Source organism: Bradyrhizobium sp. USDA 4454 (assembly GCF_054822705.1).
Genome location: NZ_JBTRCN010000001.1, coordinates 6,687,392 through 6,713,812 on the forward strand (window position 1 = coordinate 6,687,392; position 26,421 = coordinate 6,713,812).

21 protein-coding genes and 1 pseudogene are annotated in these 26,421 nt (G+C 65.8%); 9 read left to right on the forward strand and 13 right to left on the reverse strand.

The window, feature by feature from the left end:
* Positions 1 to 83: 83 nt before the first annotated feature.
* From ACVIW0_RS31130 to ACVIW0_RS31140, 3 genes are all read right to left on the reverse strand, one after another.
* The gene (locus tag ACVIW0_RS31130) at positions 84 to 2,153 is read right to left on the reverse strand and encodes a tetratricopeptide repeat protein (protein WP_461355832.1); all 2,070 of its coding nucleotides are present in this window, start codon (positions 2,151 to 2,153) and stop codon (positions 84 to 86) included.
* A gap of 169 nt (positions 2,154 to 2,322) precedes the next feature.
* Entirely contained in the window at positions 2,323 to 2,973 is a 651-nt protein-coding gene (locus ACVIW0_RS31135; protein ID WP_461355833.1) for a hypothetical protein, read from the reverse strand.
* Between the two features lie 94 nt (positions 2,974 to 3,067).
* On the reverse strand, positions 3,068 to 3,532 hold the full coding sequence (locus ACVIW0_RS31140; RefSeq protein WP_050423774.1) for an Lrp/AsnC ligand binding domain-containing protein: 465 nt from the start codon (positions 3,530 to 3,532) through the stop codon (positions 3,068 to 3,070).
* Positions 3,533 to 3,650: 118 nt separating this feature from the next.
* On the opposite strand from ACVIW0_RS31140, the gene putA reads away from it, so the two are divergent.
* Positions 3,651 to 6,659, forward strand: coding sequence for a bifunctional proline dehydrogenase/L-glutamate gamma-semialdehyde dehydrogenase PutA (gene putA / locus ACVIW0_RS31145; RefSeq protein WP_461355834.1), 3,009 nt, complete (start codon positions 3,651 to 3,653; stop codon positions 6,657 to 6,659).
* Between the two features lie 190 nt (positions 6,660 to 6,849).
* A complete protein-coding gene (locus ACVIW0_RS31150; RefSeq protein ID WP_461355835.1) occupies positions 6,850 to 8,055 on the forward strand; it encodes a CaiB/BaiF CoA transferase family protein in 1,206 nt (401 codons plus the stop codon).
* Between the two features lie 38 nt (positions 8,056 to 8,093).
* Here the strand turns inward: ACVIW0_RS31150 and ACVIW0_RS31155 are convergent, their stop codons facing one another.
* From ACVIW0_RS31155 to ACVIW0_RS31165, 3 genes are all read right to left on the reverse strand, one after another.
* Positions 8,094 to 8,258, reverse strand: a complete 165-nt coding sequence (locus ACVIW0_RS31155) for a hypothetical protein (protein ID WP_461355836.1) — start codon at positions 8,256 to 8,258, stop codon at positions 8,094 to 8,096.
* Between the two features lie 119 nt (positions 8,259 to 8,377).
* Positions 8,378 to 9,925, reverse strand: coding sequence for a hypothetical protein (locus ACVIW0_RS31160; protein ID WP_461355837.1), 1,548 nt, complete (start codon positions 9,923 to 9,925; stop codon positions 8,378 to 8,380).
* Between the two features lie 91 nt (positions 9,926 to 10,016).
* Positions 10,017 to 11,084 carry a hypothetical protein gene (locus ACVIW0_RS31165; protein WP_461355838.1) on the reverse strand — a complete coding sequence of 356 codons (1,068 nt, stop codon included), beginning with the start codon at positions 11,082 to 11,084 and terminating at the stop codon, positions 10,017 to 10,019.
* 204 nt (positions 11,085 to 11,288) lie between these two features.
* On the opposite strand from ACVIW0_RS31165, the gene ACVIW0_RS31170 reads away from it, so the two are divergent.
* The 3 genes from ACVIW0_RS31170 (at position 11,289) to ACVIW0_RS31180 (ending at position 13,173) form a co-directional block, all read left to right on the forward strand.
* A complete protein-coding gene (locus ACVIW0_RS31170) occupies positions 11,289 to 11,663 on the forward strand; it encodes a Crp/Fnr family transcriptional regulator (protein ID WP_461346872.1) in 375 nt (124 codons plus the stop codon).
* Complete coding sequence (locus ACVIW0_RS31175; RefSeq protein ID WP_461355839.1) at positions 11,660 to 12,469, forward strand: MBL fold metallo-hydrolase; 810 nt, start codon at positions 11,660 to 11,662, stop codon at positions 12,467 to 12,469. Before ACVIW0_RS31170 ends, ACVIW0_RS31175 begins: the two co-directional genes overlap by 4 nt.
* 89 nt (positions 12,470 to 12,558) lie before the next feature.
* Positions 12,559 to 13,173, forward strand: a complete 615-nt coding sequence (locus tag ACVIW0_RS31180; protein ID WP_461355840.1) for a glutathione S-transferase family protein — start codon at positions 12,559 to 12,561, stop codon at positions 13,171 to 13,173.
* Between the two features lie 110 nt (positions 13,174 to 13,283).
* On the opposite strand, the gene ACVIW0_RS31185 is transcribed toward ACVIW0_RS31180, so the two are convergent.
* The 3 genes and pseudogenes from ACVIW0_RS31185 to ACVIW0_RS31195 form a co-directional block, all read right to left on the reverse strand.
* Complete coding sequence (locus ACVIW0_RS31185; protein WP_461355841.1) at positions 13,284 to 13,781, reverse strand: TPM domain-containing protein; 498 nt, start codon at positions 13,779 to 13,781, stop codon at positions 13,284 to 13,286.
* Positions 13,782 to 13,785: 4 nt separating this feature from the next.
* Positions 13,786 to 14,682 carry a TPM domain-containing protein gene (locus ACVIW0_RS31190; RefSeq protein ID WP_461355842.1) on the reverse strand — a complete coding sequence of 299 codons (897 nt, stop codon included), beginning with the start codon at positions 14,680 to 14,682 and terminating at the stop codon, positions 13,786 to 13,788.
* Between the two features lie 20 nt (positions 14,683 to 14,702).
* Positions 14,703 to 15,324, reverse strand: a pseudogene (locus ACVIW0_RS31195) (LemA family protein).
* A 161-nt stretch (positions 15,325 to 15,485) separates the two neighbouring features.
* Between ACVIW0_RS31195 and ACVIW0_RS31200 the strand changes: the two are divergent.
* From ACVIW0_RS31200 to ACVIW0_RS31210, 3 genes are read left to right on the forward strand one after another with little or no spacing between them, the layout of a single operon-like run.
* Positions 15,486 to 16,340, forward strand: a complete 855-nt coding sequence (locus ACVIW0_RS31200) for an enoyl-CoA hydratase (RefSeq protein WP_461355843.1) — start codon at positions 15,486 to 15,488, stop codon at positions 16,338 to 16,340.
* Positions 16,341 to 16,348: 8 nt separating this feature from the next.
* Positions 16,349 to 17,494: an acyl-CoA dehydrogenase family protein gene (locus ACVIW0_RS31205; RefSeq protein ID WP_461355844.1), complete on the forward strand. Its 1,146-nt coding sequence runs from the start codon at positions 16,349 to 16,351 to the stop codon at positions 17,492 to 17,494.
* Between the two features lie 12 nt (positions 17,495 to 17,506).
* Positions 17,507 to 18,703 (forward strand): acyl-CoA dehydrogenase family protein, encoded by a 1,197-nt coding sequence (locus ACVIW0_RS31210; RefSeq protein ID WP_461355845.1) that lies wholly within the window; start codon positions 17,507 to 17,509, stop codon positions 18,701 to 18,703.
* A gap of 139 nt (positions 18,704 to 18,842) precedes the next feature.
* Here the strand turns inward: ACVIW0_RS31210 and ACVIW0_RS31215 are convergent, their stop codons facing one another.
* Both ACVIW0_RS31215 and ACVIW0_RS31220 read right to left on the reverse strand, forming a co-directional pair.
* Positions 18,843 to 21,167, reverse strand: a complete 2,325-nt coding sequence (locus tag ACVIW0_RS31215; RefSeq protein ID WP_461355846.1) for a xanthine dehydrogenase family protein molybdopterin-binding subunit — start codon at positions 21,165 to 21,167, stop codon at positions 18,843 to 18,845.
* Positions 21,168 to 21,305: 138 nt separating this feature from the next.
* A complete protein-coding gene (locus tag ACVIW0_RS31220; protein ID WP_461355847.1) occupies positions 21,306 to 22,403 on the reverse strand; it encodes a S1C family serine protease in 1,098 nt (365 codons plus the stop codon).
* 260 nt (positions 22,404 to 22,663) lie between these two features.
* Between ACVIW0_RS31220 and ftsH the strand changes: the two genes are divergently transcribed.
* The gene (gene ftsH / locus ACVIW0_RS31225; protein WP_461355848.1) at positions 22,664 to 24,505 is read left to right on the forward strand and encodes an ATP-dependent zinc metalloprotease FtsH; all 1,842 of its coding nucleotides are present in this window, start codon (positions 22,664 to 22,666) and stop codon (positions 24,503 to 24,505) included.
* Positions 24,506 to 24,583: 78 nt separating this feature from the next.
* Here ftsH and ACVIW0_RS31230 read toward each other — a convergent pair whose 3' ends face one another.
* On the reverse strand, positions 24,584 to 25,459 hold the full coding sequence (locus ACVIW0_RS31230) for a dihydrodipicolinate synthase family protein (RefSeq protein WP_461355849.1): 876 nt from the start codon (positions 25,457 to 25,459) through the stop codon (positions 24,584 to 24,586).
* Positions 25,452 to 26,408: an NAD-dependent epimerase/dehydratase family protein gene (locus ACVIW0_RS31235; RefSeq protein ID WP_461355850.1), complete on the reverse strand. Its 957-nt coding sequence runs from the start codon at positions 26,406 to 26,408 to the stop codon at positions 25,452 to 25,454. Before ACVIW0_RS31235 ends, ACVIW0_RS31230 begins: the two co-directional genes overlap by 8 nt.
* Positions 26,409 to 26,421: the final 13 nt, after the last annotated feature.

Sequence of the window (26,421 nt, forward strand, 5' to 3'; positions counted from 1 at the left end):
CCGCGGTTGAGCTTTTTCGGCCTCGATCGATCGCGCGCTTCGCTGTTTCCCGTTGAGGACGCCGCGGCTGCCGGGCCGCCGCGTCACAGGCAGGTGCCGCCCTGGCCGCTGCCGCACGGCACCCGCTTCGACAGCTGCTCGATCTTCCGCTTCGACTCGGCCTGTGCGAGCACGTCGAACACGCTCGACGGCGTGAGCTGGGTGGCCTTGCGGAAATCCTCGGCCGCCTTGTCGGCATGGTTGAGCGCCTCGTGCGCCTTGGCGCGGGCGAATACGCCCTCCACGGTCTCCTTCTGCGCGATTGCCCGGTCAAGATCCTCGACCGCCTTGTCGTAGTTGCGCAGCGCCGACCAGGTGATGCCGCGCAGCGTCAGCGCCGGCTGAAAATCGGGCCGCGCGGCGAGGACGAAGTCGAGATCCTTCATCGCATCATCCGGCTTCTTCAGCCCGAGATAGGCCCGTGCGCGCAGCACGCGGGGGAAGGCATCGTTCGGCGCCCGCGTGATGATCTGGTCTAAGGCGGCGATGGCGCGGTCGAACTGGGACGAGGTCAGCATCGCGAGCCCGCGGCCGAGCTGCGCCGTGGGATTGCTGGGGCTGCGGTCCAGCACGGCATTGATATCGACCAACCCCTCGTCGGCGCGGCCCTTGAGCATCAGCGCAAGTCCACGCCACGATTTGGCGACCAGATTGGTCGGCACCAGCGCCAGTGCCTGATCGAAATCCAACAGCGCCTTGTCGAGCTGGTTGAGACCGATATAGGCGAGCCCGCGTTCGGTGAAGGCGAGCGTCTCCTTGGCATTGAGCGAAATCGAATGATCGTAGTCGGCAAGCGCGTCCTGCACCTTGCCGGTGCTGGCCTTGACGAGGCCGCGCGCCAGGTAGGCCAGCGAATTGTTCGGATTGAGCGTGATGGCGCGGCTGGCGTCGGCGCTGGCTTCGTCGAACTGCCGCAAGCCTGCGGCATTGAGCGCGCGGGAGGCCAGCAGTTGGGGATCGTTCGGCTTGAGCTTGAGCAGATCGTTGAAGTCGTTGCGCGCCTCCGCCAGCCGGCTGAGCCGTGAATAGGCCATCGCGCGCAGCCGCAGCGCCGCCTCGTTGCGCGGATCGCCGCCGAGCACCTGGCTGAGATTGCTGATGGCGCCGGCGAAATTGCCCTGCGCGATGAATTGCTTTGCCTGCTCGATCTGCTGACTGCTCGAAGCCGCGACCGGAGCGGACGGCCGCGCTGGGGGTCCGGCCGGAGCCGCCGGCGATTGCGGAGCCGCGCCGGCCTTCGCCAACTCGGCCTGCATCGCGAGCGCCTGCTGGCGCTGCTGCTGGATCTCCTTGTTGTCGGGAAGAACCTTCAACAGCCAATCGAAGTCGCCAATGGCGCGGACGTAGTCGCCCTTGGCGCTGTAGAGCTGGGCGCGGGCGAAATAGGCGTTGCGCTCGGTCTGCGGCGCCTGCGCGATCGCGCGCGAGAAATCCTCGATCGCGTGATCGATGTCGCCCTTGCGCCGGTAGGCTTGGCCGCGCCAATAGAACGCGTTCGGCGTGCTCGCGTTGATGGCAATCGCGGTGTTGGCATCGGCCAGCGCCGCATCGGGCTGTCCGGATTCGACATAGGCCCGCGCCCGCCCGACATGAGCGGCGGGCAGATCCTGCCGCAGCATGATCGCCTGGCTGTAGTCCGAGATCGCATCGGCCCAGGCGCGCTGGTCGGCGCGCAGATTGCCGCGTGCCAGGAAGCCGAACGGGTTCTTCGGCTCGAGCTCGATCGCGCGATCGAAATCCGCGCGCGCCTGATCGAGGCTGCCCCTGCGCTGCTGCACATAGCCGCGCGCGATCAGCGCCGGCACGAATTGCGGGCTCAATTGCACCGCAGCATCGGCATCGTTGAAGGCCTGATCGATCTTGTTGCGGGCGATGTAGAACCGCGAGCGGCCCGCAAAAGCCTTGGTACGGTCCTCCGCCGAGCGTGCAGCATCATTGATGATATCAGAGCACGCCGCCTCGGCCTTGTCGGTCGGCGGACCGCTGCAATCCTCGACATCACCGGCGCGAGCCGGGCCGGCAAGCACTGGCCACAGCAGCAGCGCAAGCACGAGCAACGGAGGAAAACGCATGCCGCCGTTGGCGGCAGCGGTGCAAGTCGAACGTGAACGCATATCGTAGCCTCGGGTTGACCGAATGCGGCCCGTGTTAACGCGTCACTTGGTTCTTATGGTGATGGGGCCGAACGTATTTTTGGAACCACGGGTATCCGGTTCCAGCGCATCCCTGCAAATGAATGGGATGGAACGCAACGGAACAGCTGCGGCAAAAACATTCGGCCGTTCAATCTTCCGTCACCCATTTGGCGACGGTCATGACGTCTGGCGGCTGCAGATAGCCGCGCGGCCAGAGATCGACGGCCCATTCCACCTTGGTGGCGCGCTCGACCAGAACGGCGGTGTTGTGCGGCGTCTGCCCCAGCGAAAACCCGCGGTAGTGGGGATCGCCGACGTCATGGAACTTGAACAGATTCCATGACTGCATCACCAGCATCAGGCTGGTCGTGTTGCGCGTCGTGTCCCAGCAATCGTAATTGTGCTTGTCGTCGTTGGCGCGGAAGTCCGCTTTCGCCACACGCTTGTCGGTGCCGAGGATCGGCCCCATCCGGCGGTCGAACCAGATCACCGCCTTTTGCACGGCCGCACGTTCGGCGGCCGCGTTAGCGCGGCCGGTGGCCATGATCTTGCTCAGCGCCGCCCTGTCGGATGCGTTGAAGTCGAGCATCTCGCGGCGCCGGCAGACGAAGCCGTAGCAAACGGTCATCGTCGACGCCGAAGGTGGATAGATCGAGACCGAGGTATAGAGTTGCATAATGCCGGAGCTGAGTTCGGCCGCCCGGGCCGGTGCCGCTGATGGCAGCGCCAGCATAAGCCCAGCAAGCGCACCGGCAAACCCGGCCCGCTTGGTTCGTATCGGCTGATCGGCGTCTTTCATGAACTACTGCCCCACGCTGCACGACAGGATTATCGCGGGTGCGTCACGATGCCAATACATCCGGCGCATGGCTGTGGATCACATCAAACCGCCTTCAACCGACCGGCAGCGGCGCATCGCGCTTGACTTCCTCCATCACCGCGTAGGTTCGCGTCTCGCGCACGCCCGGCAGCGCCAGCAGCGTCTCGCCCAGGAAGCGGCGATAGGCGGTCATGTTGGCGACTCGCGCCTTGACCAGATAGTCGAAGCCGCCGGCCACCATGTGACACTCCAGCACTTCCGGCGCGGTCTGGACCGCCTTGGCGAAGCGCTCGAACACATCGGGCGTGGTCTTGTCGAGCAACACTTCGACGAACACCAGCAGACCGAGCCCGAGCCGGTGCGGGTTGAGCCGCGCGCCATAGCCCTCGACGAAGCCGTCGCGCTGCAACCGCTTCAGCCGCTCGCCGACCGAGGTCGGCGACAAGCCGATCCGCTCGGCCAGTTCCACATTGGCAATCCTTCCATCCCCTTGCAGGATCGAGAGGATTTTACGGTCTGTCTTGTCGATCTCTGTCATATCTACGGAAATACTAGAAGTGATCCTGATTTTCTAAGGCAAATCTGCTAATTTGTCTATCGAACTACGGTCCACGGGCGCGTAGGTGTTCCCGTGCAACCCCGCAGGAACCACCGCCATGCCAGATCCGTCCCCGCTCCCGCCGTCGTTCAGCCCGCCCTATGCCCCGGATGACGGCGTCATCGCCGGCCGCCTGCGCCAGGACGCTAGGCTCGGCGCGGAGGCGGAGGCCCGCATCGACCGCACCGCGACCCGCCTGATCGAGGCGATCAGGGCGAACGACGATCCGCTCGGTGGGGTCGAGGACATGCTGCGGGAGTTCGCGCTCTCGACCAAGGAGGGCTTGGCGCTGATGGTGCTGGCGGAGGCGCTGCTGCGGGTGCCCGACGCGCGCACCGCCGACCAGTTCATCGAGGACAAGCTCGGCCAGGGCGACTTCGTCAACCACGAGACCAAATCCAGCGCATTTCTGGTCAACGCCTCGGCCTGGGCGCTCGGCATGTCGGCGCGCGTGATCCAGCCCGGTGAAACACCGCAGGGAACGATAGGCCGGCTGACCAAGCGGCTCGGTGCGCCGGCGGTGCGCGCCGCGACGCGGCAGGCGATGCGGCTGATGGGCAGTCATTTCGTGCTCGGCGAGACCATCGAGGCGGCGCTGTCACGCGCGCAAGCGCACACTGCGCGCGGCTCGCGCTATTCCTTCGACATGCTCGGCGAAGGCGCGCGTACGGCCGACGACGCCCGCCGCTATTTCGAATCCTACGCCCGCGCGATCGAGGCGATCGGAAGGGCGGCCGGCGATCAGCCCCTGCCCGACCGGCCCGGCATCTCGGTCAAACTCTCTGCGCTGCATCCGCGCTTCGAGGCGATTAGCCGCGCGCGGGTGATGACCGAGCTGGTGCCGCAGCTGATCGATCTGGCGCGCCGCGCCAAGGCGTTCGACCTCAACTTCACCGTCGATGCCGAGGAAGCCGACCGGCTGGAGCTGTCGCTCGACGTCATAGCAGCGGCCTTCGCCGACCCGTCGCTCGCCGGCTGGAGCGGCTTTGGCCTTGCGATCCAGGCCTATCAGAAGCGCGCTGCCGACGTGATCGACTATGTCGATGCACTGACGCGCGCGCTCGACCGTCGGATGATGGTGCGCCTGGTCAAGGGCGCCTATTGGGACACCGAGATCAAGCGCGCGCAGGAGCGGGGCCTCGACGGCTATCCGGTGTTCACCCGCAAGGCGATGACCGACCTGAACTACATCGCCTGCGCGCGCAGGCTGCTGGCATTGCGGCCGCGACTGTTTCCGCAATTCGCCACCCACAACGCGCTGACGGTCGCGACCATCCTTGAACTGTCAGACGATCCCACAAGCTTCGAATTTCAGCGGCTGCACGGCATGGGCGAGGCGCTCTACGCCCAGCTCGGCGAGGACTGGCCCGAGATCGCCCACCGCACCTATGCGCCGGTCGGCAGCCACCGCGACCTGCTTGCCTATCTGGTGCGGCGCCTGCTCGAGAACGGCGCCAACTCGTCGTTCGTCGCGCTGGCCGCCGACAATCGCGTGTCGATCACCGACCTCTTGCGCCGCCCGGCCGAGATCATCGGCGCCGACAACAATGCCGTGCACTCCGGGATTCCGCTGCCGGCCGATCTCTATCGGCCGCAGCGCGAGAATTCCCACGGCATCGAATTCGGCGAGCGAAAAGCGCTGGACGCGCTGACCTCGGCGATCGCGGCCGAGCCGAAAATCTTTGCTGTCGTCAGCACATCAGCTACCGAGCAGGCGAATGCCGCCGTCGCCGCTGCGCGCCGTGGCTTCAGGGGCTGGAACGCCACGCCGGCCGCACAACGTGCGGCGATCCTCGACAAGGCCGCCGACCTGCTCGAACAGCGTCGCGCACGCTTCCTCGCCCTGCTGCAGAGCGAAGGCGGCAAGACGCTCGACGATGCGCTCTCGGAGGTGCGCGAGGCGATCGATTTCTGCCGCTATTATGCGGCGCTTGGCGAAAAACTGTTCGGCAGGGGCGAGACGATGCCGGGACCGACCGGCGAGAGCAACGTGCTGGAGCTGCACGGCCGCGGCGCGTTCGTCGCGATCTCGCCATGGAATTTTCCGCTCGCGATCTTCCTCGGCCAGGTGACGGCGGCGCTGATGGCCGGCAATGCAGTGATCGCCAAGCCGGCCGAGCAGACCCCGCGAATCGCGGCCGAGGCGGTCGCATTGTTGCATCAGGCCGGCGTCCCGGCGTCGGCGCTGCATCTGGTCCAGGGCGACGGCGCGGTCGGTGCGGCGCTGGTCAGCCATCCTGCGATTGCCGGCGTGGTCTTCACCGGCTCGACCGAGGTGGCGCGGTCGATCAACCGCACGCTCGCGGCCAAGGACGGCCCGATCGTGCCGCTGATCGCCGAGACCGGTGGCATCAATGCGATGATCGTCGACGCCACCGCGCTGCCCGAGCAGGTCGCCGACGACGTCGTGACCTCGGCGTTCCGCTCCGCCGGCCAGCGCTGCTCGGCGCTGCGGCTGTTGTTCGTGCAGGACGAGGTCGCCGACCGCATGATCGAGATGATCGCCGGCGCCGCCCGCGAACTGAAGATCGGCGATCCTTCGGAGCCGTCGACGCATATCGGTCCGGTGATCGATGCCGAGGCCAAGCGGCGGCTCGACGCGCATATCGCGCGGATGAAGAGGGAGGCGCGGGCGCATCTCGCCGGCGAGGCGCCGGCAGGCAATTTCGTCGCGCCGCATATCTTCGAACTGTCGGCGGCAAGCCAGCTCACCGAAGAGGTGTTCGGCCCGATCTTGCATGTCGTGCGCTACCGCGCCGAGCGGCTCGGCGACGTGCTGGCTGCGATCGAAGCGACCGGCTTCGGCCTGACGCTCGGCATCCACTCGCGCATCGACGACACCATCGAGCACGTGATCGACCGCCTCCAGGTCGGCAACATCTATGTCAACCGCAACATGATCGGCGCCGTGGTCGGCGTGCAGCCGTTCGGCGGCAGCGGTCTCTCCGGCACCGGCCCCAAGGCCGGCGGCCCGCATTACCTCACGCGCTTCGCCACCGAGCAAACGATCACGATCAACACCGCGGCTGCGGGCGGCAACGCGGCGCTGATGGCGGGGGTTGGGTAACGCGCCCGTCATTGCGAGCCAAGCTAAGGCATGGATTGCTTCATCGCTTAGCTCCTCGCAATGACGGTCCAACGACCCGTTGCATCGTGCCCCGGACATAGGTCAAATGGCCGCTCAACGGGATTGATCGACACGCGATAATTCCAGCTACCGGAAAAACACCAACAAGCGCCACGGGAGCGACGGCACGATGGAAAAAGGCATTTTTGACGGGCTCAAGGTCCTGGACTGCGCGAGCTTCATCGCGGCGCCCGCGGCCGCCACCGTGCTGTCCGACTTCGGCGCCGACGTCATCAAGATCGAGCCGCCCGGCGCCGGCGACCCCTACCGCAACCTGCCCAATCTGCCCGGCTATCCCGCAAGCGAGCACAATTTCGCGTGGATGCTGGAGGCCCGCAACAAGAAGAGCCTCGCGCTCGACCTCACCAAGCCCGAAGCACGCGAGGTGCTCTACAAGTTGGTCGCCGAGGCCGACGTGTTCATCACCAACATGCCGCCGCAGGTGCGCGCCAAGCTCGGCATCACCCACGATCATCTCGCCCATCTCAACGACCGGCTGATCTACGCCTCCTTCACCGGCTACGGCGAAAAGGGCGAGGAAGCCAACAAGTCCGGCTTCGATTCCAACGCCTATTGGGCCCGCTCCGGCCTGATGGACCTGGTGCGCGCCGACGAGGATACCACGCCGGTCCGTTCGGTCGCCGGCATGGGTGACCATCCCTGTGCGATGGCATTCTACGGCGCGATCGTCACCGCGCTGTTCCAGCGCGAGAAGACCGGCAAGGGCTCGCACGTCTCGACCAACCTGATGGCCAACGGCGTTTGGGCCAACGGGGTGCTGGCGCAGGCCAAGCTCGCCGGCGCCAAGTTCAAGAAGCGCAAGCCGCGCGAACAGGCGCTCAACGCCGTCACCAACCACTACAAGTGCAAGGACGGCCGCTGGCTGATCCTGTCACTGCTCAACGAAGATCGGCAATGGCCGACGCTGGCGCGCTGCATGGGCCGCGAGGACCTGGTCGCCGACGCGCGCTTCGCCACCAAGGCGGATCGCCATGCGCGTTCTGTCGAGCTGATCAAGATTTTCGACGAAGTGTTCGCCGGCAAGGACCTCGCCGAGTGGCGCAAGATCCTCGACGGCAACGGCCTGGTGTTCGGCGTCGTCGGCATCCTCGACGACATCCCGAACGACAAGCAGATGATCGAGAACGAGGTGCTGGTGCGCTTCGAGAACGACACCATGCTGACCGTCAACAGCCCGATCTTCATCGACGGCACGAAGAAGGTGCAGCCGCGCAAGCCACCCGAGGTCGGCGAGCATTCCGACGAGATCCTGCGCCAGGCCGGCTACGACGAGGCCGCGATCCGGAAGCTGCGCGCATCCGGCGCGGTGGCGTAACCTCTGTAGCCCGATGATGAAGCGAAGCGAAATCCGGATCAGCGTTTCATCCAGGCCCAGACGATGGCCACAACGACGATGCCGATGATGACCGCAAGCCCGATCGCCCAGCTAGAGACGCGGACGGCGCTCACCGCCTGACGCTCGGCCTCGTTGGCCGCGATCTCGCGGTTGCGTTGCTTGTTGTCCTCGGAAGCACTCATCGGGCCGGTCTCCGGTCAAACAAGAAGCTAAGGCGCGTATCGAAATCTCGTCGCGCTTTAAGCAACCTCAAGTGTAGCGTCAAATAATGACGCGGAGACGCTTCGGTTCCAGTCGGGAGCTACCTCCCTTTCACGAAGCACATGCCCATCCGCGAGGTCTTGCCCGCGACCTGGCAGGCAAGCCCCTCGGCGCAGGTCCAGCTGCGGAAGCTGCGGTCGGTTTCGGCCGGCCGCGCGCCCGGCAGATAGCAATGCGCGCCCCAGCCGTCGCTGTATTCGGTGCCGGCAAGCTCGGCGCTGGCCCGTACCTGCGGCCGGTTGGAGAAGCCGCGCGAGAAGTCCGGGGTTTTGCCGTCGCGGAAGCTGGTCAGGATGTCGCGGCGGCGAGGCTGGTCACCGAAGAAATGCGGCGAGGCCGGCGCCACCGTGGAGTTCGACGGCTTTGCCGCCATCCAGTCGACGCCCGGGAGATGGAAGCCGCCGATGCCGCGGGTCTGGTGGCAGCCGGCGCAGGTGACGTCGTTGAGCCGCCGCTCGAAGCCGGCCAGCGACTGGATATTTTGCAGCTTCGTCCCGTCAGCGGCGGCCTTCTTCAAGGCTCCGACGACGTCATCCCCCGAGAACACCGCAGTGCCGGCCATCTCCTCGCCCTGCACCAGGCCGAACTCGGGCTCCAGGTCACTGACGTCAAAACCGGTCGGCGTCGGCGCGAGCGCTGATGTCGCAAGAAAGCGATCGGGGATCAGCAAGGTGCCGCGATCGAGCTCGGCAAAATGCCCGGGATCGAGCAGCCATGCCTTGAAGTCGCGCTTCAGCGCCTCGTCGGCGAAAATACGCTCGCGATCGATCTGGTTCTCCAGCGGCGCTTCGGCAAAGCGTTTCGCCGCGCTGTCATAGTCGAACACCTTCAACAGATAGTCGGTGCGGAAGTCGCGCACCGCGGATTTCGGCGCGTGCGCGATCTGCAGGTTGGTCTCGATCCGATCGATATTGCGCGCATCGACCAGTTCGAGCGGGCCGTCCTTGCCGAACAATTTCTCCAACGCAGGCTGAGCGTTTCCGGTTGCCAGCCAGCGCCGCGCGATCTCGCGGCAGGACAGCGATGCGTCGTTGCCATCGCCCTTCGCCTTCAGCACCAGGTTCAGCGTCATCGGCAGCCGCTGCGACACCGCGTTCTCGCCAATTGTCGGCACGTCGGTGCGGGTCAGCCGATAGATCAGCCGGACCTCGCCGCAGTCCTTGGGCGCCACATAGGCGCGGTCCATGCGGTTGACGATGCCGGCCAGCACGAAGCGAACATCAGGGGATTCGAACAGCGCGCGATCGAACAGCTGAAACGCAAAACCGTCGCCGACGCCGATGCTCTCGTTCGGCAGGCTTGCCTTGTGCCTTGCGACATAGCGATCGAATTCACGGTCGAGCGCCTCGCGCACCGGCACCAGCGCAGCCAAGGCGAACAGCTCTCGATTGGACAGCGGCGTATCGGAGGAACGCTCCGGCGCCAGCATCCGGCCGAGACTGAATCGGCTGTGATCGAGTTCGCGCAGGAGCGCGGGATCGATCACCGCCGTTCCGCGCTCGAGCGCGCGATCCTCGGCGGCATGTGCCGGCACGGCACCGCCAAGCAGGACGGAGATCAGCAGGAGGCATTTCAGTACGCGGCCCATGCCCCCACTAACACCGCGCGGCAAATCCTATTCAAGAAAAAAGGCGCTTCACATCGCGGTGAAGCGCCTTGCTGTTGTCAGGTTTCGTAGATCAGCGCGAAACGATCAGGCCCTTGCTGGTGACGACCACCCAGCGGCCGTCCTGCTTGCGGATCGCGTCGACGCGGCCAAGGCCGGGGACGGGATCGCCGGCATAAACCTCGTAGATGCCGCCGCGGCCCTCGATCAGCGCGCCGCCATTGCCGACGTCGCGCAGCGCCCAACCGTCGACCACTGGCAGGCGGCCGATCTCAGGCTTGGGCGCGGCCGGCGCAGCCGCCGCGGTTGCCGGCGGGATCGAACCCGTGACCTCGCGGGCGGGCGTCACGGCAGCGACGGTCGTCTGCGGGGCGCGCAGCTTCTCGACGGTCTCGCTGAGCTTGTTGAGCTTGGCGATCGGCTCGGCCTGGGCCTTCTCGACCTTCTCGATGCGGTCGGTCGCCTTGCTGAACTGGGCCTGGCCGGCCTTGGCGGTCTGCTCGACGCTGGCCTTCAGGGCTGCGATCTCGGAGTCGATGCGGGCGAGCGCGGCATCGGCCGCCTCCTTGGCCGCGGCGTCCTTGGCAGCCACATCCCTAATGGAAGCAGCCGCGGGGGAGGCGAAATGGCCGAGGCCTGCGGTCGCGAGCGCGCCGCCGATGGCGCCGGCCACGGTCGCCAGCGCAATCACCGCGGCCATCGCCCCGAGCCGGCGCGTGCCGGCCGGTTTGGCGGTCTGCTCGGCACCCGGCCTGGATGCGCTCGCCTCGTGGTCCCAGTTCCGGTCACCGGGCGCCATGATCATCAGCTTGCCCGGGAAGCGCGGCTCTTCGCGCTTGCCGGTCTCGACCTCAGGCACTTCCATCTTGGTCGGCTCGACCTTGCCGTCCATCTTGGGGTCGATCTTCGCATCGATCCTGGCCTCGATCACCGGATCAAGCCGGGACGGCTCGACCTTCGGGGCATCAACCTTCGGCGCATCCATCCTGGGCGCTTCGGCCTTTGGCGACGTCTCTTCCTGCTCGGGCGCCAGCCGCGGAGCCTCGACACCGGCCGCGGCCATCGCGGGCTCGCTCTTCGCCGCCATTTCGGCGCCGGTTTGACCGCTGACCGGCTCGCTCTGCTGCTCACTCACGTTCAAAGTCTCCAGACTGGGTTGAGAATTCGGTAACTTTTATTGCTTGCGAAATGGTTACCCCGCTCCGCCATTACCTAAATTTTAGGGAGTTTTCCGGGCCGGATTTGGGCGATGCGGCGCTGCGGCAATCTGCGTCAGCTCCGTTTGCGCGCAGCGCTTTCCCGATTAACATACCGCCATCTTCCAGCCAGAAGGCAGGGGAGTGCTATGACGATCGAGAAATGCATCAATGAATTTGGTGTCGATGACGTCATTTTTGAGGAAGGCTCGACCGGCCGCGAGCTGTTTGTCGTGCTCGACGGCAAGGTCGACATCGCCAAGATCGATGGCGGAAACAAAACGGTCATCGTCAGCCTCGGCAAGGGCGAGTTCTTCGGCGAGATGGCGGTGATCGACGGCTCGGCGCGCTCGGCAACCGCGATCGCCTCGGCGCCGGCGACACGGGTGATGCGGATCAACCACGCCCGCTTCGTCTATCTGGTCAGCCAGCAGCCGGCCTTCGCGCTGATGGTGATGGATGCGCTCTCGAAACGCCTGCGCGCCTCCAACGCCGTCACTTACCGAACCGCAGGCGCGCCATGAGCGACCGGAAGCCGAGCCCGTTCAAGACGCTGTTCGAGGCCGAGGTCGCGACGCTGATCCAGGCGGCGGACGACGTCTACCAGATCCGTTTCAAGAACCGCGCCGCGAACGCCTATCTCGTGCGCGGCAGCAAGCGCACCATCATGATCGACGTCGGGCTGTCGACCAATTATCCGTCGCTGGTCGCCTGCCTCAATCATCTCGGGGTGACGCCCGAGATGATCGACATGGTCGTGCTGAGCCACGAGCATCTCGATCACATCGGCGCGGCCCATTATTTTCACGGCTCGGCCTATATCGCCGCGCACCGGCTCGCCGCCAACAAGATCATGCTGCGCGACGACTTCTCGATGCTGCGCAAGATGTTCAACGAACCGAACGTGCCGATCGAGATCGACATCTGGCTCGAGGAAGGCAATCTGATCGACCTCGGCAATTTCCGTCTCAACGTGATGTACACGCCGGGCCATACCTCGGCCTGCATCACGCTGTTCGACCAGGACAAGGGCCTGTTGTTCGCCGCCGACACGCTGATGCCCGGCGGCGTGATGGGCGGCGTGTTCGGCTCCGGCTCGATTGCCGACTACATCCAGTCGCTGGAGCGGATCAAGGGGCTCAATTCGAAGATCCTGCTGTCCGGCCATGGCCGGCTGTCCGACACGCCGCAGGACGATGTGCGCATCGCGCTGCAACGCTCGCATGGCCTGCTCGAGGATACCGCGCAGCTGTTCGATGCACTCGACGCGCGCTCGAATTTCGAGCCGATCATGCAGTCGGTGCGCGACCTCAACAAGCTCGACGATTGAGCTTCGCTCGCCGTCACATTTGACAAATCCCCGCGCGGCCTGTTCAACAGCGGCAACAACAACGCTTAAAACAACAGGGAGCGAGGACCATGAAGCTATACGACTCGATCGGGCCCAATCCGCGCATCGTGCGCATGTTCATGGCCGAGAAGGGCATCGAGATCCCCAAACAGACCGTCGACCTGCGCAAGGGCGAAAACCGCGAGGCGGAACATCTAAAGCGCAATCCGCACGGCCAGATGCCGGCGCTCCAACTCGACTGCGGCAACTACCTCTCCGAGATCACCGCGATCTGCGAATATCTCGAGGAGAAGCACCCCTCGCCCGCGATGATCGGCAGCACGCCGGAAGAGCGCGCGGAATGCCGGATGTGGACCCGCCGGGTCGATCTCAACATCGCCGAGCCGCTCGCCAATGGCTATCGCTTCGGCGAGGCGCTGAAGTTCTTCGAGAAGCGCATCCCGGTCGCGCCGGAGGCCTCGCCGGGGCTGAAGATGATCGCCGCCAACCGCATCAAATGGCTCAACGACCAGATGGCCGACGGCCGCGACTACATCTGCGGCCAGCGCTTCACGCTTGCCGACATGCTGCTGTATTGCTGGATCGATTTCGGCAACCAGGTCGGCCAGCCGCTGGACCCCTCGAACGCCAACATCGTCGCCTGGTTCAACCGTGTCGCCGAGCGGCCGTCGGTGAAGGCGTAAGGCCAGCCTTTGCATCGTCATTCAGCGGCGCGCGCAGCGCGAACCCGGAATCTAGAGATCATGGCGTGAGATTCCGGGTTCTCGCTTCGCGAGCCCCGGAATGACGATCATCAAATCACCACCGGCTTGTCCGGCAGCTCGTTCGGGCCACCGTCGGCCCGCGGGAAATATTTCGCCAGCTCGCGCGACACCGCCGCGATGCCGTTGATCACGCCCTGCTCGAACCGGCCTGCCCGGAAATCGATCTCCATCGCGCGGCAGATCGCCTCCCAGCCGGCGTGACCGACCTTGGCGTCGATGCCGCGGTCGGCGACGATCTCGACGTCGCGGTCGGCGAGCAACAGATAGATCAGAACACCATTGTTGTGATGGGTGTCCCAGATCCGCAAATGCGAGAACACGTCCAGCGCCCGTTCCCGCGCCGGCTGGTTGCGGAAAAGCGGCACGCCGTCGAGCGCGCCCTCGACGACAAAGCGGATCTGGCCCGAATGCGTGGCCTCGCCAGCCTTGATCGCCCGCTCGATGGCGTCGAGCACGCGCGGCGGAAACTCGCGCCGCACGCGCCAGCGGTGTTCGAGCAGATGCTTGCCGATGCGCTTGATGCTCATGTGCCTACCAGCTCCCCGAGGCCCCGCCGCCGCCGAAGGTGCCGCCTCCGCCGCTGAAGCCGCCGCTGTCGCCCGAACTCGAGCCGCTGCTCCAACCCCCGCCGCCGGACCAGCCCCCGGAATAACCGCCGCCGCGCCGGTACGGCCCCGAGCCGGCCGCCGGACCGCCGAAATTCAAACCGCCGAAGATCAGCGCCGCAACACCGGCGAACAGCCCGACCACCAACGCGGTGGCAAGCGAGCCGGCCACCATCCAGGTGAAGACGCCGACGATGCCGCCGGTCGCGACCGAGCCCAGCAGCCGTCCCAGCAGGCCGCGCAGGAAGCCCGCCACGATGATGACACCAAAGATCACCACCGGATTGGCAAAGTCGACGACATTGGGCGCCTGCCAATGCTCGGGTTCCGGCGCCGGCAATTGCTCGCCATTGACCAGCCGGATCATCCGGCCGACGCCAGCGGAAATGCCGCCGGCGAAATCGCCGGCCTTGAATTTCGGCGTGATGTCCTCGTCGATGATGCGGTGGGTGACGGCGTCGCTCAGCACGCCTTCGAGGCCGTAGCCGACCTCGATGCGCAAATGCCTGTCGTTCTTGGCGACCACCAGCAGCGCGCCGTCATCGACCTTCTTGCGCCCAATCTTCCAGGCCTCCGCGACGCGGATGGCGAACTGCTCGATGGTCTCCTCGCCCGTGGTCGGCACGATCAGGACGGCGATCTGGCTGCCCTTGCGGGTCTCCAGATCCTTCAGCCGGTCGGAGAGCGACGCGACGTCGCCAGCCGACAGCGTCCCGGTCTGGTCGACGACGCGGCCGGCGAGCGGCGGCACCGCGACCTCGGCCCACGCCGGGCACATGAAGCCCAGCAGGAAGGCGAGCAGGATGACGCGTGCGGCAGTCATCGCGACAGGCGCAGCCGGCGTTACTTCGACGGCGCGGGGGATGGCGACGGCGCCGGATTGAAATCGACCTTCGGCGCGGTCGATATCTCCTTTTCATTGTCGACCGTGAAGTTGGGCTTCTCCTTGTAGCCGAACACCATCGCCGTCAGATTGTTCGGGAAGGTGCGGATGCCGACGTTATAGTCCTGCACCGACTTGATGTAGCGGTTGCGCGCCACCGTGATGCGGTTCTCGGTGCCTTCGAGCTGGGCCATCAGGTCGCGGAACAAGGCATCCGATTTCAGCTGCGGATAATTTTCGGTGACGACCAAGAGCCGCGACAGCGCGCTGGTCAATTCGCCTTGCGCCTGCGTGAACTTCTGGAACGCCGCGGGATCGTTGAGCACCTCGGGCGTTGCCTGGATGCTGCCGACTCTTGGCACGTGCGTTGGTGACGCCGAGCAGTACGTCCTTCTCCTGCTGCGCAAAGCCCTTCACCGAGTTGACGAGGTTCGGCACCAGATCGGCGCGCCGCTGGTACTGATTCACCACCTCCGACCAGCTCGACTTGACCTGCTCGTCATTGGTCTGGATCGCGTTGTAGCCGCAGTTGGTCAGGCTCAAGGTCGCCAGCGCTGCCAGCACGGTCCAAAGCTTGCGCATGAAGATGGTCTCCTCCCGGTGGATTCTCTCGTCAAGGTAGCAGATTTTCGCCCGATAATCCCGCACGGCGGATTTCGCGCTCGCTTTTGCAGGCGATAGCCCTTGCCACTCCCTCCCCGCGCCGTTCATCATGGCGCAAAAATCGATCCTGGGAGGGATCCATGGTGTCTGAACAATTCGAGACGATTGTTGTCGAGCGGCCGGAGCCCGCGATCGCGCGGATCGTGATGAACCGCCCCGAGGCCCGCAACGCCCAAAACCTGCAAATGACCTACGACCTCAACGCGGCCTTCGACCAGGCGGTGCAGGACGACGCGGTCAAGGTCATCATCCTCGCCGGCAACGGCCCGCATTTCTCGGCCGGTCACGATCTCAGGCCAGGGGCCAAGAACCAGGCCGGCGTCGATTTTCCGCCAGTCGGAAATTGGGGCGGCTTTGCCGAACCCAATGCCCACGGCCGCTTCGCGCGCGAACAGGAGATCTATCTGCAAATCACGCGGCGCTGGCGCAATCTGGCAAAACCGACGATCGCCGAGGTGCACGGCAAGTGCATCGCGGGCGGGCTGATGCTGGCCTGGGCCTGCGACCTGATCGTCGCGAGCAATGATGCCGAGTTCTGCGATCCCGTGGTGACGATGGGCGTCTGCGGTGTCGAATGGTTCGTGCATCCCTGGGAGCTCGGCGCGCGCAAGGCCAAGGAGATGCTGTTCACCGCCGACGCCTGGAGCGCTGACGAGGCGCATCGCCTCGGCATGGTCAACCATGTGGTGCCGCGCGGCGACCTCTCCTCCTTCACTCTCGCTCTGGCACGGCGGATCGCCGCCAAGCCCGCCTTTGCGCTGAAGCTCAGCAAGGAGGCGGTGAACCGCTCCATCGATATCATGGGGCAGCCCGCGGCAATCGATCAGGCTTTCGCGCTGCATCAGCTCTGCCACGCCCACAATCTGCAGGAATTCGGCATGGTGGTGGACCCCGCGGGCCTGCATCCCTCCGTCAAGAAAACCGCCAACGTGTAGAAGGCCAGATGGACCTCACTCTTAGCGACGAGCAGCGCCTGCTGCGCGAAAGTGCCGACCGCTTCGTGGCGGAGACCTTCACATCGGAGCATCGCAATAAGGCAGCGAACGATCCGCTGGGCTATTCGCCGGCGATCTGGAAGCAATTCGCCGAGCTCGGCTGGCTGGCGCTGCCGATCGCCGAAGCCCATGGCGGGCTCGGCGGTGGCGCGATCGAGGTCGGGCTGTTGATGGAAGCATTCGGCCGTGGCCTGGTGTCCGAGCCGTTCCTCTCCACGGTCGTGATCGGCGCTGCGCTGGTCGCCGAATGCGGCACCGAGGCACAGCAGCAGGCAATCCTGCCCAAGATTGCCGAGGGCGCGCTGACGCTCGCCTTCGCGCATTCGGAGCGCGCCGCGCGCTTCGACCTCACCCATGTCGACACGACCGCCACTAAAACTGCCGATGGCTGGCGGCTGAACGGCAGCAAGATCGCGGTGCTCGACGGCGCTGCCGCTAACCAGATCATCGTCTCGGCACGCCTTGCCAATGCCAATGGCGCATCCGGCAAGCTTGCGCTGTTCCTGGTGCCGGCGGGAACGGCGGGCCTCAGCTTGCGCGACTACGCGCGGCTCGGCGGCGGGCGCGGCTGCAATCTCGATCTCAGCAATGTGCAACTGCCCGCCGACGCGCTGCTCGGCGACGGCCAGGATGCGCTGCCGGGAATCGAAACCGTGGTCGACCGCGCGATGGCTGCACTCGGCGCCGAGGCAGTCGGCATCATGCAGACGCTGCTCGACACCACGCTCGCATACACCAAAATCCGAAAACAGTTCGGCCGGCCGCTGTCGGCCAACCAGGTGATCCGCCATCGCCTCGCCGACGTCGCGATGCAGGTCGACGAGGCGCGCTCGATGGCGTTGCGCGCGGCGCTGATGGCGAATGCCGAGCCTGTGGCGCGCAGCCGCGCGGCGTCCGGGGCCAAGGCGAAGATCGGCAAATGCGCGCGCTTTGTCGCCGAGCAGGCGGTGCAGTTGCACGGTGCCATGGGCGTCACCGAGGAGCTCGACATCGGCGCCTATTTCAAGCGGCTGCTGGCCTTCGACACACTGTTCGGCGGCAGCGCCCATCATTATCGCCGCCACGCCGCGTTGAGCGGCCGCGTCCACGCCTGACGGAGAGCGCCCATGGATCTTAGCTTCAGTGCCGAGGAACGCGCCTTCGAGCAGGAAGTCCGCGACTTCATCGCCGAGAGCCTGACGCCGGAAATGAAGCGCGCCACCGCGCTGACGCCGTCGGTGTTCTCCGACCCCGATATCGGCATGGCCTGGCAGCGCGCGCTGCACCGGAAGGGCTGGGGCGCACCGGGCTGGCCGGTCGAGCATGGCGGGCCGGACTGGACGCCGGCACAGCGCTGGATCTTCGAGGCCGAATGCGCCCGCGCCGGCGTGCCCAATGTCAACGTAATGGGCGTGAAGATGGTCGGCCCCGTCATCATCGGCTTCGGCTCGCCGGAGCAGAAGAACTTTTACCTGCCGCGAATCCTCTCGGGTGAAGACTATTGGTGCCAGGGTTATTCCGAACCAGGTTCGGGCTCCGATCTGGCGTCACTGAAGACCCGGGCGGTGCGCGACGGCGACGACTACGTCATCAACGGCACCAAGATCTGGACCACCCATGCGCATCACGCCAACCGGATGTTCGCGCTGGTGCGCACCAGCGACGGCGAGCGGCAGCAGGACGGCATCAGTTTTATCCTCATCGACATGAAGACATCAGGCATCACGACGAGGCCAATTCTGACCATCGGCGGCGATCATGAGGTCAACCAGGTCTTCTTCGACGACGTCCGCGTGCCCGTCGCCAACCGCGTCGGCGAGGAAGGCAAGGGCTGGACCTACGGCAAATACCTGCTCGAATTCGAGCGTGGCTCCGGCATCGCGTCGGCAAAACTGCGGGAGGCGCTGAAGACGATCGCCGATCTCGCGGCGTCCGATGTCACCGGCCGCGCCATCGACGATCCCGACATTGCGATCCGGATGTCGGAAGCCGAGGTCGACATCGACGCGCTCGAGATGACCGAGCTGCGGGTGCTGTCGGCGCTACAGACCGGGCAAAATCCCGGCGCGGTGTCGTCGCTGATCAAGCTCAGGGTCAGCGAGATCCGCCAAGCGGTGACGCGGCTCGGCGTCGACGTGATCGGCCAGGACGGGCTTGCCGTCGAGCCGGCGCGGCCGTTCTACCGGCTCAATCACGAGCCGCCGATCCCGGAGCAGTTATTGCCGGTGGTGCCGGAATATCTCAACGGGCGGGCGTATACGATCTTCGGCGGCTCGTCGGAGATCCAGCGCGACATCATCGCGAAGATGGTGCTGGGGTTGTAAATTCTCTCTTGCCGTCATTCCGGGGCATCGCGAAGCGATGAGCCCGGAATCCATCGAGCCGCGTGTTCTGAGGCACGATGGATTCCGGGCTCGCGCTTACGCGCGCCCCGGAATGACGTGGTGAGAGAGTACGCGCGGCCTAAGCCCCCGCCTTCGCGTCCCGGATCGCCTGCCAGATCTTCACCGGCGTCAGCGGCGTTTTGAGCTGGGTGATACCGAGCTCGCTCAGCGCATCCATCACGCCGTTAGTGATGCAGGGCGGACCGCCGATCGCGCCGGACTCGCCGCAGCCCTTGGCGCCGAGCGGATTGGTCTTGCAGGGCGCGGAGGGATCGAGCGTCACCGTGATCGGCGGAATATCCGAAGCGCGCGGGATGCAATAATCCTGATAGCTCGCGGTCAGAAGCTGACCTTCCTCGCTGTAGGCCACGCCCTCGTACAGCGCCTGGCCGATGCCCTGGACGACACCGCCATGTATCTGCCCGGTCACCAGCATCGGATTGACGGCGACGCCGACGTCGTCGACCGTGGTGTAGCGCACCACGCGGGTGACGCCGGTCTCGGGATCGATCTCGACCTCGCAGATATGGGTGCCGTTCGGCCAGCTCGGCCCGTCGACATTGCCCTCGCTCTCGACCGAGAGTTTTGCGCCTTTTTCCTTAGCCGCGATCTCGAACAGGCTGATGCGCTTGTCGGTGCCGACCACGGTGAGGAAGCCGTCGCGATACTCGATGTCCTCGACGGATGCTTCCAGCAAATTGGAGGCCTTGTCGCGCGCCTTGTTGATCATGTCGTTGCTGGAGACTGCAACCGCGGTGCCGCCGACGAACAGCGAGCGCGAGCCGACGCTGCCGAAGCCGGTGGCAAGATCGGTGTCGCCCTGGATGACGTCGATCTTGTCCATGGCGATGCCGAGCGTATCCGATATCATCTGGGTGTAGGTGGTGGCGAGGCCCTGGCCCATCGCCATGGTGCCGGAATGCAGGATGACGCGGCCTTCGGCGGTCGCATGCAGGGAGACGTTCTCGGTGTGGGCGCGGCCACCGGTCCATTCGATGTAGCTGGTGAGGCCGCGGCCGTAGAGCAGGCCCTTCTTCTTCGCCGCCTTCTTGCGCGCGGCAAAGCCGTTCCAGTCGGCCAAATCAGACGCGCGCTCCAGCATGTGGGCGAAGGCGCCGGAATCGTACACCTGCCCGACCGCGTTGGTGTATGGCAGTTGCGCCGGCTTGATGTAGTTGACCTTGCGGATGGTGCGCGGGTCCATGCCGATCTGGCGCGCGGCGGCATCGAACAACCGCTCGACGATGAACACCGCCTCGGGCCTGCCGGCGCCGCGATAGGCGCCGACCGGCGCGGTGTGGGTCATCACCGACTTCACCTCGAAATGCACCAGCGGCAGATCGTAGACGCCGGTCTGCACGAACGGGCCGAGCACCAGCGGGATGATGTTGGCGGTGCCCGACGAGTAAGCGCCGGTGCCGCCGATCGAGCGCACCCGATAGGCCAGCACGCGGCCCTTGGCATCGAGCGCGAACTCGCCGGTCGAGGTCAGGTCGCGGCCATGGGTGCCGCCGACGAACTCGTCGGTGCGATCGCCGCGCCAGCGGATCTTCTCGTTCAGCTTGGTCGCGGCATAGGCGACGATGCCGTCTTCCGGATACAGGCTGGTCTTCTGGCCGAAGCCGCCGCCGATATCGCCGACCAGCACGCGCACGCTGTCCTTCGGCCGCTTCAGGATCGATTCCGCGAGCAGATCGCGGGTTGAGCCCGGGGTCTGCGACTGCACGTGGAGAATGAGCCGGCCGGTCTTCTTCTCGATCTCGGCAATGGTCGAGCGCGGCTCCATCGCCGACGGCACCAGGCGCTGGCTGACGAGGTCGAGCGACACCTTATGCGCGGCATTGGCGAACGCTTCCTCGACCTTGGCGGCATCGCCATAGCTCATCGCGGCGACGATGTTGTCGGGCGCCTCCGGCCAGACCACGGGTGCACCCGGCTTGATCGCCTCGACCGGATCGACCACCGAGGGCAGCACCTCGTAGTCGACCTCGATCGCCTCCGCCGCGGTCTGTGCCAGCACGCGCGAGGTCGCGACCACGGCCACGACACCCTCGCCGGCGTAGCGCACGACCTCATGCGCCAGCAGGCGCCGCGGCGGCACCGTCATCGGCGAGCCGTCGGGCCGCTTGAAGATCGCGAGCGTCGGCAGCGTGCCGATATCGTCCTTGACGAGGTCGGCACCGGTATAGACCGCCTTGACGCCGGGCATCTCAAGCGCCGCCTTGGCGTCGATCGACTTGATGTTGGCGTGGGCATGCGGCGAGCGCAGCACGTGCAGCCAGAGCGCACCGTCCTGCGGCTTGTCGTCGATGAAATGCCCCTTCCCGGTGACCAGCCGCTGGTCTTCCAGACGCTTGACCGGCTGGCCCGCACCAAAACGCATACTGCCGGGAAGAATGTTCATCAGAGGGTCCTTCGAGCTTGCAAGAATTTGGCGGGGGTTTTAGCGGATTTTGGCCGCCTGACAACCGTGCGCCGAGGACGTCCATCCGTCCCACGGCGCAAGCGCGTAGCGGTGGCACTCGACCAGCAAGTGACTACATTATTGCGTCCTGCCGATATCGACGACGGCGACCTCGACGTCGCGTGCCGAACCGTCGCGATTGACGCTCAAGCGCACTTTCCTGCCGACGCCGATTTGCTCGAGCTGATCGGCCAGATCGGAGAGCCGATGGACCGGCTTGCCATCGACGGCGGTGATCACGTCGCCGAGCTCACCGGTCGACATATCGACCCCACGCAGCCCTGCGCGCTCGGCCGGCGAGCCCGGCGTCGTGCGCACGACGATCAACCCTTCCGCACCGATCCGCGTGGCAACCGCCTCATTCGCGGTCACGATGCCGATCCCCGGCGTCGGTACGCGGCCGTTGCGGATCAGCTCGGGGACCACGCGATTGACGATGTCGACAGGGATCGCAAAGCCGATGCCGGCATTCGAGCCCGACGGCGACAGGATCGCCGTGGTCACGCCGATCAACCGGCCCGCGGAATCGAGCAACGGGCCGCCGGAATTGCCAGGATTGATCGCGGTGTCGGTCTGGATCACGTTCGAGATCTCGCGCCCGTTGGACGTCGGCAGTCTGCGCTTGAGCGCGCTGATGATGCCGCTCGACATCGACTGGTCGAGCCCGAACGGATTGCCGATCGCATAGGCAAACTGGCCGACCTTGAGATCGGCCGAGCTGCCGAGCGCCAGTGGCGGCGGCAGGTTGCGCGCGCTGCGGATGCGCAGCACGGCCAAGTCGTAATTCGGGGCGGTGCCTACGATCTCGGCGCGCACCGCCTCACCGGAGGCAAAGCGGATCGCGACTTGGCTCGCGTTCTGCACCACGTGGTTGTTGGTGACGACGTGGCCGTCATTGTCCCAGACGATGCCGGTGCCGGAGGCCGCGCCGCTCTCGCCACCTTCCCGCTCCTCGCTCAGGGGATTGGCCGCGGTTTGCGCCACCACCTGTACGACCGACGGCGAGGCCTTCGCGAAGATTTCGACATTGGCCTTCTCGGGATCGGATAGCGCGCCGCGCTCTGCAACCGCGCGCGCCGGCGAGCCGCTCCACGGCGCCTGGCGGATGTTGCCGGCCGCGAAGATCAGCAGGATGGCTGCGACGATGGCAAGGACCACAAGATGACGTCGGTTCATGGAGCCTTCACTCGGTTGCGCCGATAAATGCGCTCAGAAAACGCACCCACGCGTCGGAAGTTGCTGGGCTCGCCGTGCGACAAATGCCACTGTTTGCGGCCATGACAAGGCCAGGCGCGATTTGTCGCGCAAACGGCCATTGAAACCGAGGGACCGGTTTTGAGTTGTTCCGTCATGACTCGCACTCCGCTGTGCCGGCTTCGGCCGGGTCGTCCCGGCCCCAAGCGGCAATCCATCACGTATTGACCGGAGCTTTCGGCATGACCAAACAGACCCGGTTCAATATCGGATATGCCGTCATGGCGGTCGTCGCGGTCTTCCTGATCCAGTACATGATCTCGACCGTGAACCGGACCGCGGTGATTCCCTACAGCGAATACCAGCAACTGCTGCGCCAGGGGAAGGTCGACGCCGTCGGAATCTCCGACCGTACCGTGCAGGGCAGTCTGAAGGAGCCGCTGCCCGGCGGGCAGAAGCAGTTCGTCACCACGCGGGTCGACCAGGATGTGGCACAGGAGCTCGACAAGTACCACGTCCGCTTCACCGGGCAGATCGAGAGCACTTTCCTGCGCGATCTGCTGTCATGGATCATGCCGGTGCTGCTGTTCTTCGGCGTGTGGTGGTACATCGGCAAGCGCGCCGCAGAGAGCGGCGGTCTCGGTGGCGGGTTGATGGCGATCGGCAAGAGCAAGGCCAAGATCTACGTCGAGTCCAACACCGGCGTGACCTTCGGCGATGTCGCCGGCGTCGACGAGGCCAAGGACGAGCTTCGCGAGGTCGTCGACTTCCTGAAGAACCCGACCGATTATGGCCGGCTCGGCGGGCGGATGCCGAAGGGCGTGCTGCTGGTCGGACCTCCCGGCACCGGCAAGACCCTGCTGGCGAAGGCGGTAGCCGGCGAAGCACGTGTGCCGTTCTTCTCGATCTCGGGATCGGAGTTCGTAGAGATGTTCGTCGGCGTGGGCGCGGCGCGGGTGCGTGACCTGTTCCAGCAGGCAAGCGAGAAGGCGCCGGCGATCATCTTCATCGACGAGCTCGATGCGCTCGGCCGCGCCCGCGGCATCGGCGCGTTCGCCGGGGGGCATGACGAGAAGGAGCAGACGCTGAACCAGCTCCTGGTCGAGCTCGACGGCTTCGACTCGCGTACCGGCCTTGTCATCCTGGCCGCGACCAACAGGCCGGAAATCCTCGATCCCGCACTGCTGCGCGCCGGCCGTTTCGACCGCCAGGTGCTGGTCGACCGTCCCGACAAGAAAGGACGAATTGCGATCCTCGGCGTGCACATGACGAAGGTCCGCACCGCTGCCGACGTGGATCTCGACGCGGTGGCGGCGCTGACTCCCGGATTTACCGGCGCCGACCTTGCCAATCTCGTCAACGAGGCGGCGTTGCTGGCGACCCGGCGCGGCGCCGAGGCCGTCGGCATGCGCGACTTCAGCCACGCCGTCGAGCGCATGGTCGCCGGCCTCGAGAAGCGCAACCGCCTGCTCAATCCGAAGGAGCGGGAGATCGTGGCCTACCACGAGATGGGCCATGCGCTGGTCGCGCTGTCGCTGCCGGGCGTCGATCCCGTGCACAAGGTCTCGATCATCCCGCGTGGCGTCGGCGCGCTCGGCTACACCATCCAGCGGCCGATCGAGGATCGCTTCCTGATGACGAAGGAGGAGCTGGAGAACAAGATGGCGGTCCTGCTCGGCGGCCGCGCCGCGGAGTTGATCGTGTTCGGGCATCTCTCGACCGGCGCGGCGGACGACCTGCGCCGCGTCACCGACATCGCCCGCAGCATGGTGACGCGCTATGGCATGTCCGAAAGGCTCGGCAGCGTCGCCTATGACCGCGAGCCCGGCAACCTCCTGGCCGGCGCCGATCGGCCCTATCCGGTGCGCGAGCGCGACTATGCGGAGGACACCGCCGCCGCGATCGACGATGAGGTGCGCGCGATCGTTGACCACGTGTTCCAGCGCACCGAGGGCATTCTGACTGCGCGCCGCGGCATCCTCGACCGCGCCGCCAAGCACCTGTTGGAAAAGGAGACGCTCGAACGGAGCGATCTGGAGAGTCTGATCCGCGACACAGCGCCGGAAGGCCTGAGAGTCGTGTAGGCGCAACGCGAGGTGCGCCTATCGTGGCAAAGAGTGAACCGATCGCAGCGCGGCGCGAGTGCGGTTTCGCCCCCCGTCTCAGGCCAAATCGCCCAGCGCCGTCTCGACCACCTTGCGCTGCTCGGCGGTCAGCGGCGCCTGCGGCGGCACGGGGTCGCCGACATCGTAGCCTTGGCTCGCAAGCCCGGCCTTGATGCAGGCGGCAAGGTTGAAGCGGGCAAAGGCCTCGTTGATGCGCCAGAGCTTGCGCTGCAGCACCATCGCCTCGTCCCAGCGGGCGCGGCGGCAGAGATTGTAGAGCTCGACGCTCTGCCGCGGGATGATGCAGGCCGGACCCGCCATCCAGCCATGGCCGCCGATCAGCATCACCGCGGCGGGAATATGGGCTGATGCCGAGAACACTTTCAGGCCATCGCCGCAGCGGTTCATGATCGACAGCAACCGGCCGGTGTTGGTCGAGGCGTCCTTGATGTAGCCGATGCGCGGATGCTCGGCGAGCCGCGCGATGACGTCGAGCGTCAGGTCGGAGCGCTGGAAGTTCGGATTGGTGTAGATCACCACCGGAATGTCGACGGCGTCGGCGATGGCGCGAAAATAGGATTCCACCTGGACATCATCGAGCGGAAAATACGCCTCCAGGATCGCGAGAATGCCGGCAGCGCCGCGCTTCTGATAGGCCTTGGCCTGCGCTACGGCATCCGCCGTCGAGGTCGAGGCGACGCCGGCGACGACCGGCACGCGGCCCTGCGCGGCCTCGATCGTGGTCGCCACCACCTGCATGCGCTGCGCATTGTTGAGATAGGCGAATTCGCCAGTCGAGCCGAGCGGCGTCAGCCCATGGACGCCGGCCTTGATCAGATCATCGCAGAGCCGGCCCAGCACCTCGGTGCGGACATGGCCTGCGGGATCGACCGGGGACACCAGATAGGGGAAGACGCCGTGGAAGTCAGCCATTTGCGAGCCTCGTTGACGGCGAGACATAATCGGGATCGTGCGCAAAGGGAAGCGCTTGGCCGCGGCGCAAGGCGCCGAGCACCGCCGCAAAATCGGTTACTGCGCGGAAACCGAGCAGCCGTTCGGCCTTGCCGGCATCGTAGATCCGGCCGATCGATGTCGGCAGATGCCAGCCCCGCCGGGCGAACAGCGCCGGTGCATCCGGGAAAATGCGCGCGATCACGGCGGCCGCGTCGGTCTTCAGGTCGGCGACGTCGCTGCGTGCGAACGGCGTCGGCGCGCTGATCACAAAGACCTCGAAGCCGCGGATCTTCTCCAGCGCCACGATATGGGCCTCGGCGGCGTCCTCGACCGTGAGCCGGCGATACAGCAGCTCGATCGCCTTCAGGTTCTCGCCGTGAATGTCAACGATCGTGTCGTCGTCCTCGGGGAAGAACCGGCTGGTGCGCAGCACCGCACAATTCAGGCCATGCTCGCGGCTGTAGAGCCGGCACAAGTTTTCGGCGGCGAGTTTTGTCACGCCGTAGATGTTGCGCGGTTCGAGCGGCCCCGTCGCCTCGTCGAGCCACACCGCCGCATGGCCCTCCTCGTCGCGGATCGCCTGCGAGATCATCAGCGAGGTGGTCGAGGTGAAGACTAACTGCTTGTGGCCGGCGGCCACGGCCGCCTGCAGCAGATTGTGCGTACCTGACACATTGACGTCGACAAAGGCCTGCGGCGCGAACCGCGCGATATCGGGCTTGTGCAGCGCGCCGCCATGAATCACGGCCTCGATGCCGTGATCGGCGAACACGCGCTCGACCACCGATCGGTCGGCCACCGAGCCGACCACATCGGTTGCCTCGCCCGGGACGATATCGAGGCCAGTCACATCATGGCCGGCCTGCCGAAGCCGTGGCGCGAGGAAACGGCCGAGCCAGCCGGAGGAGCCGGTCAACAATACACGCATGAATTCCGCCCCG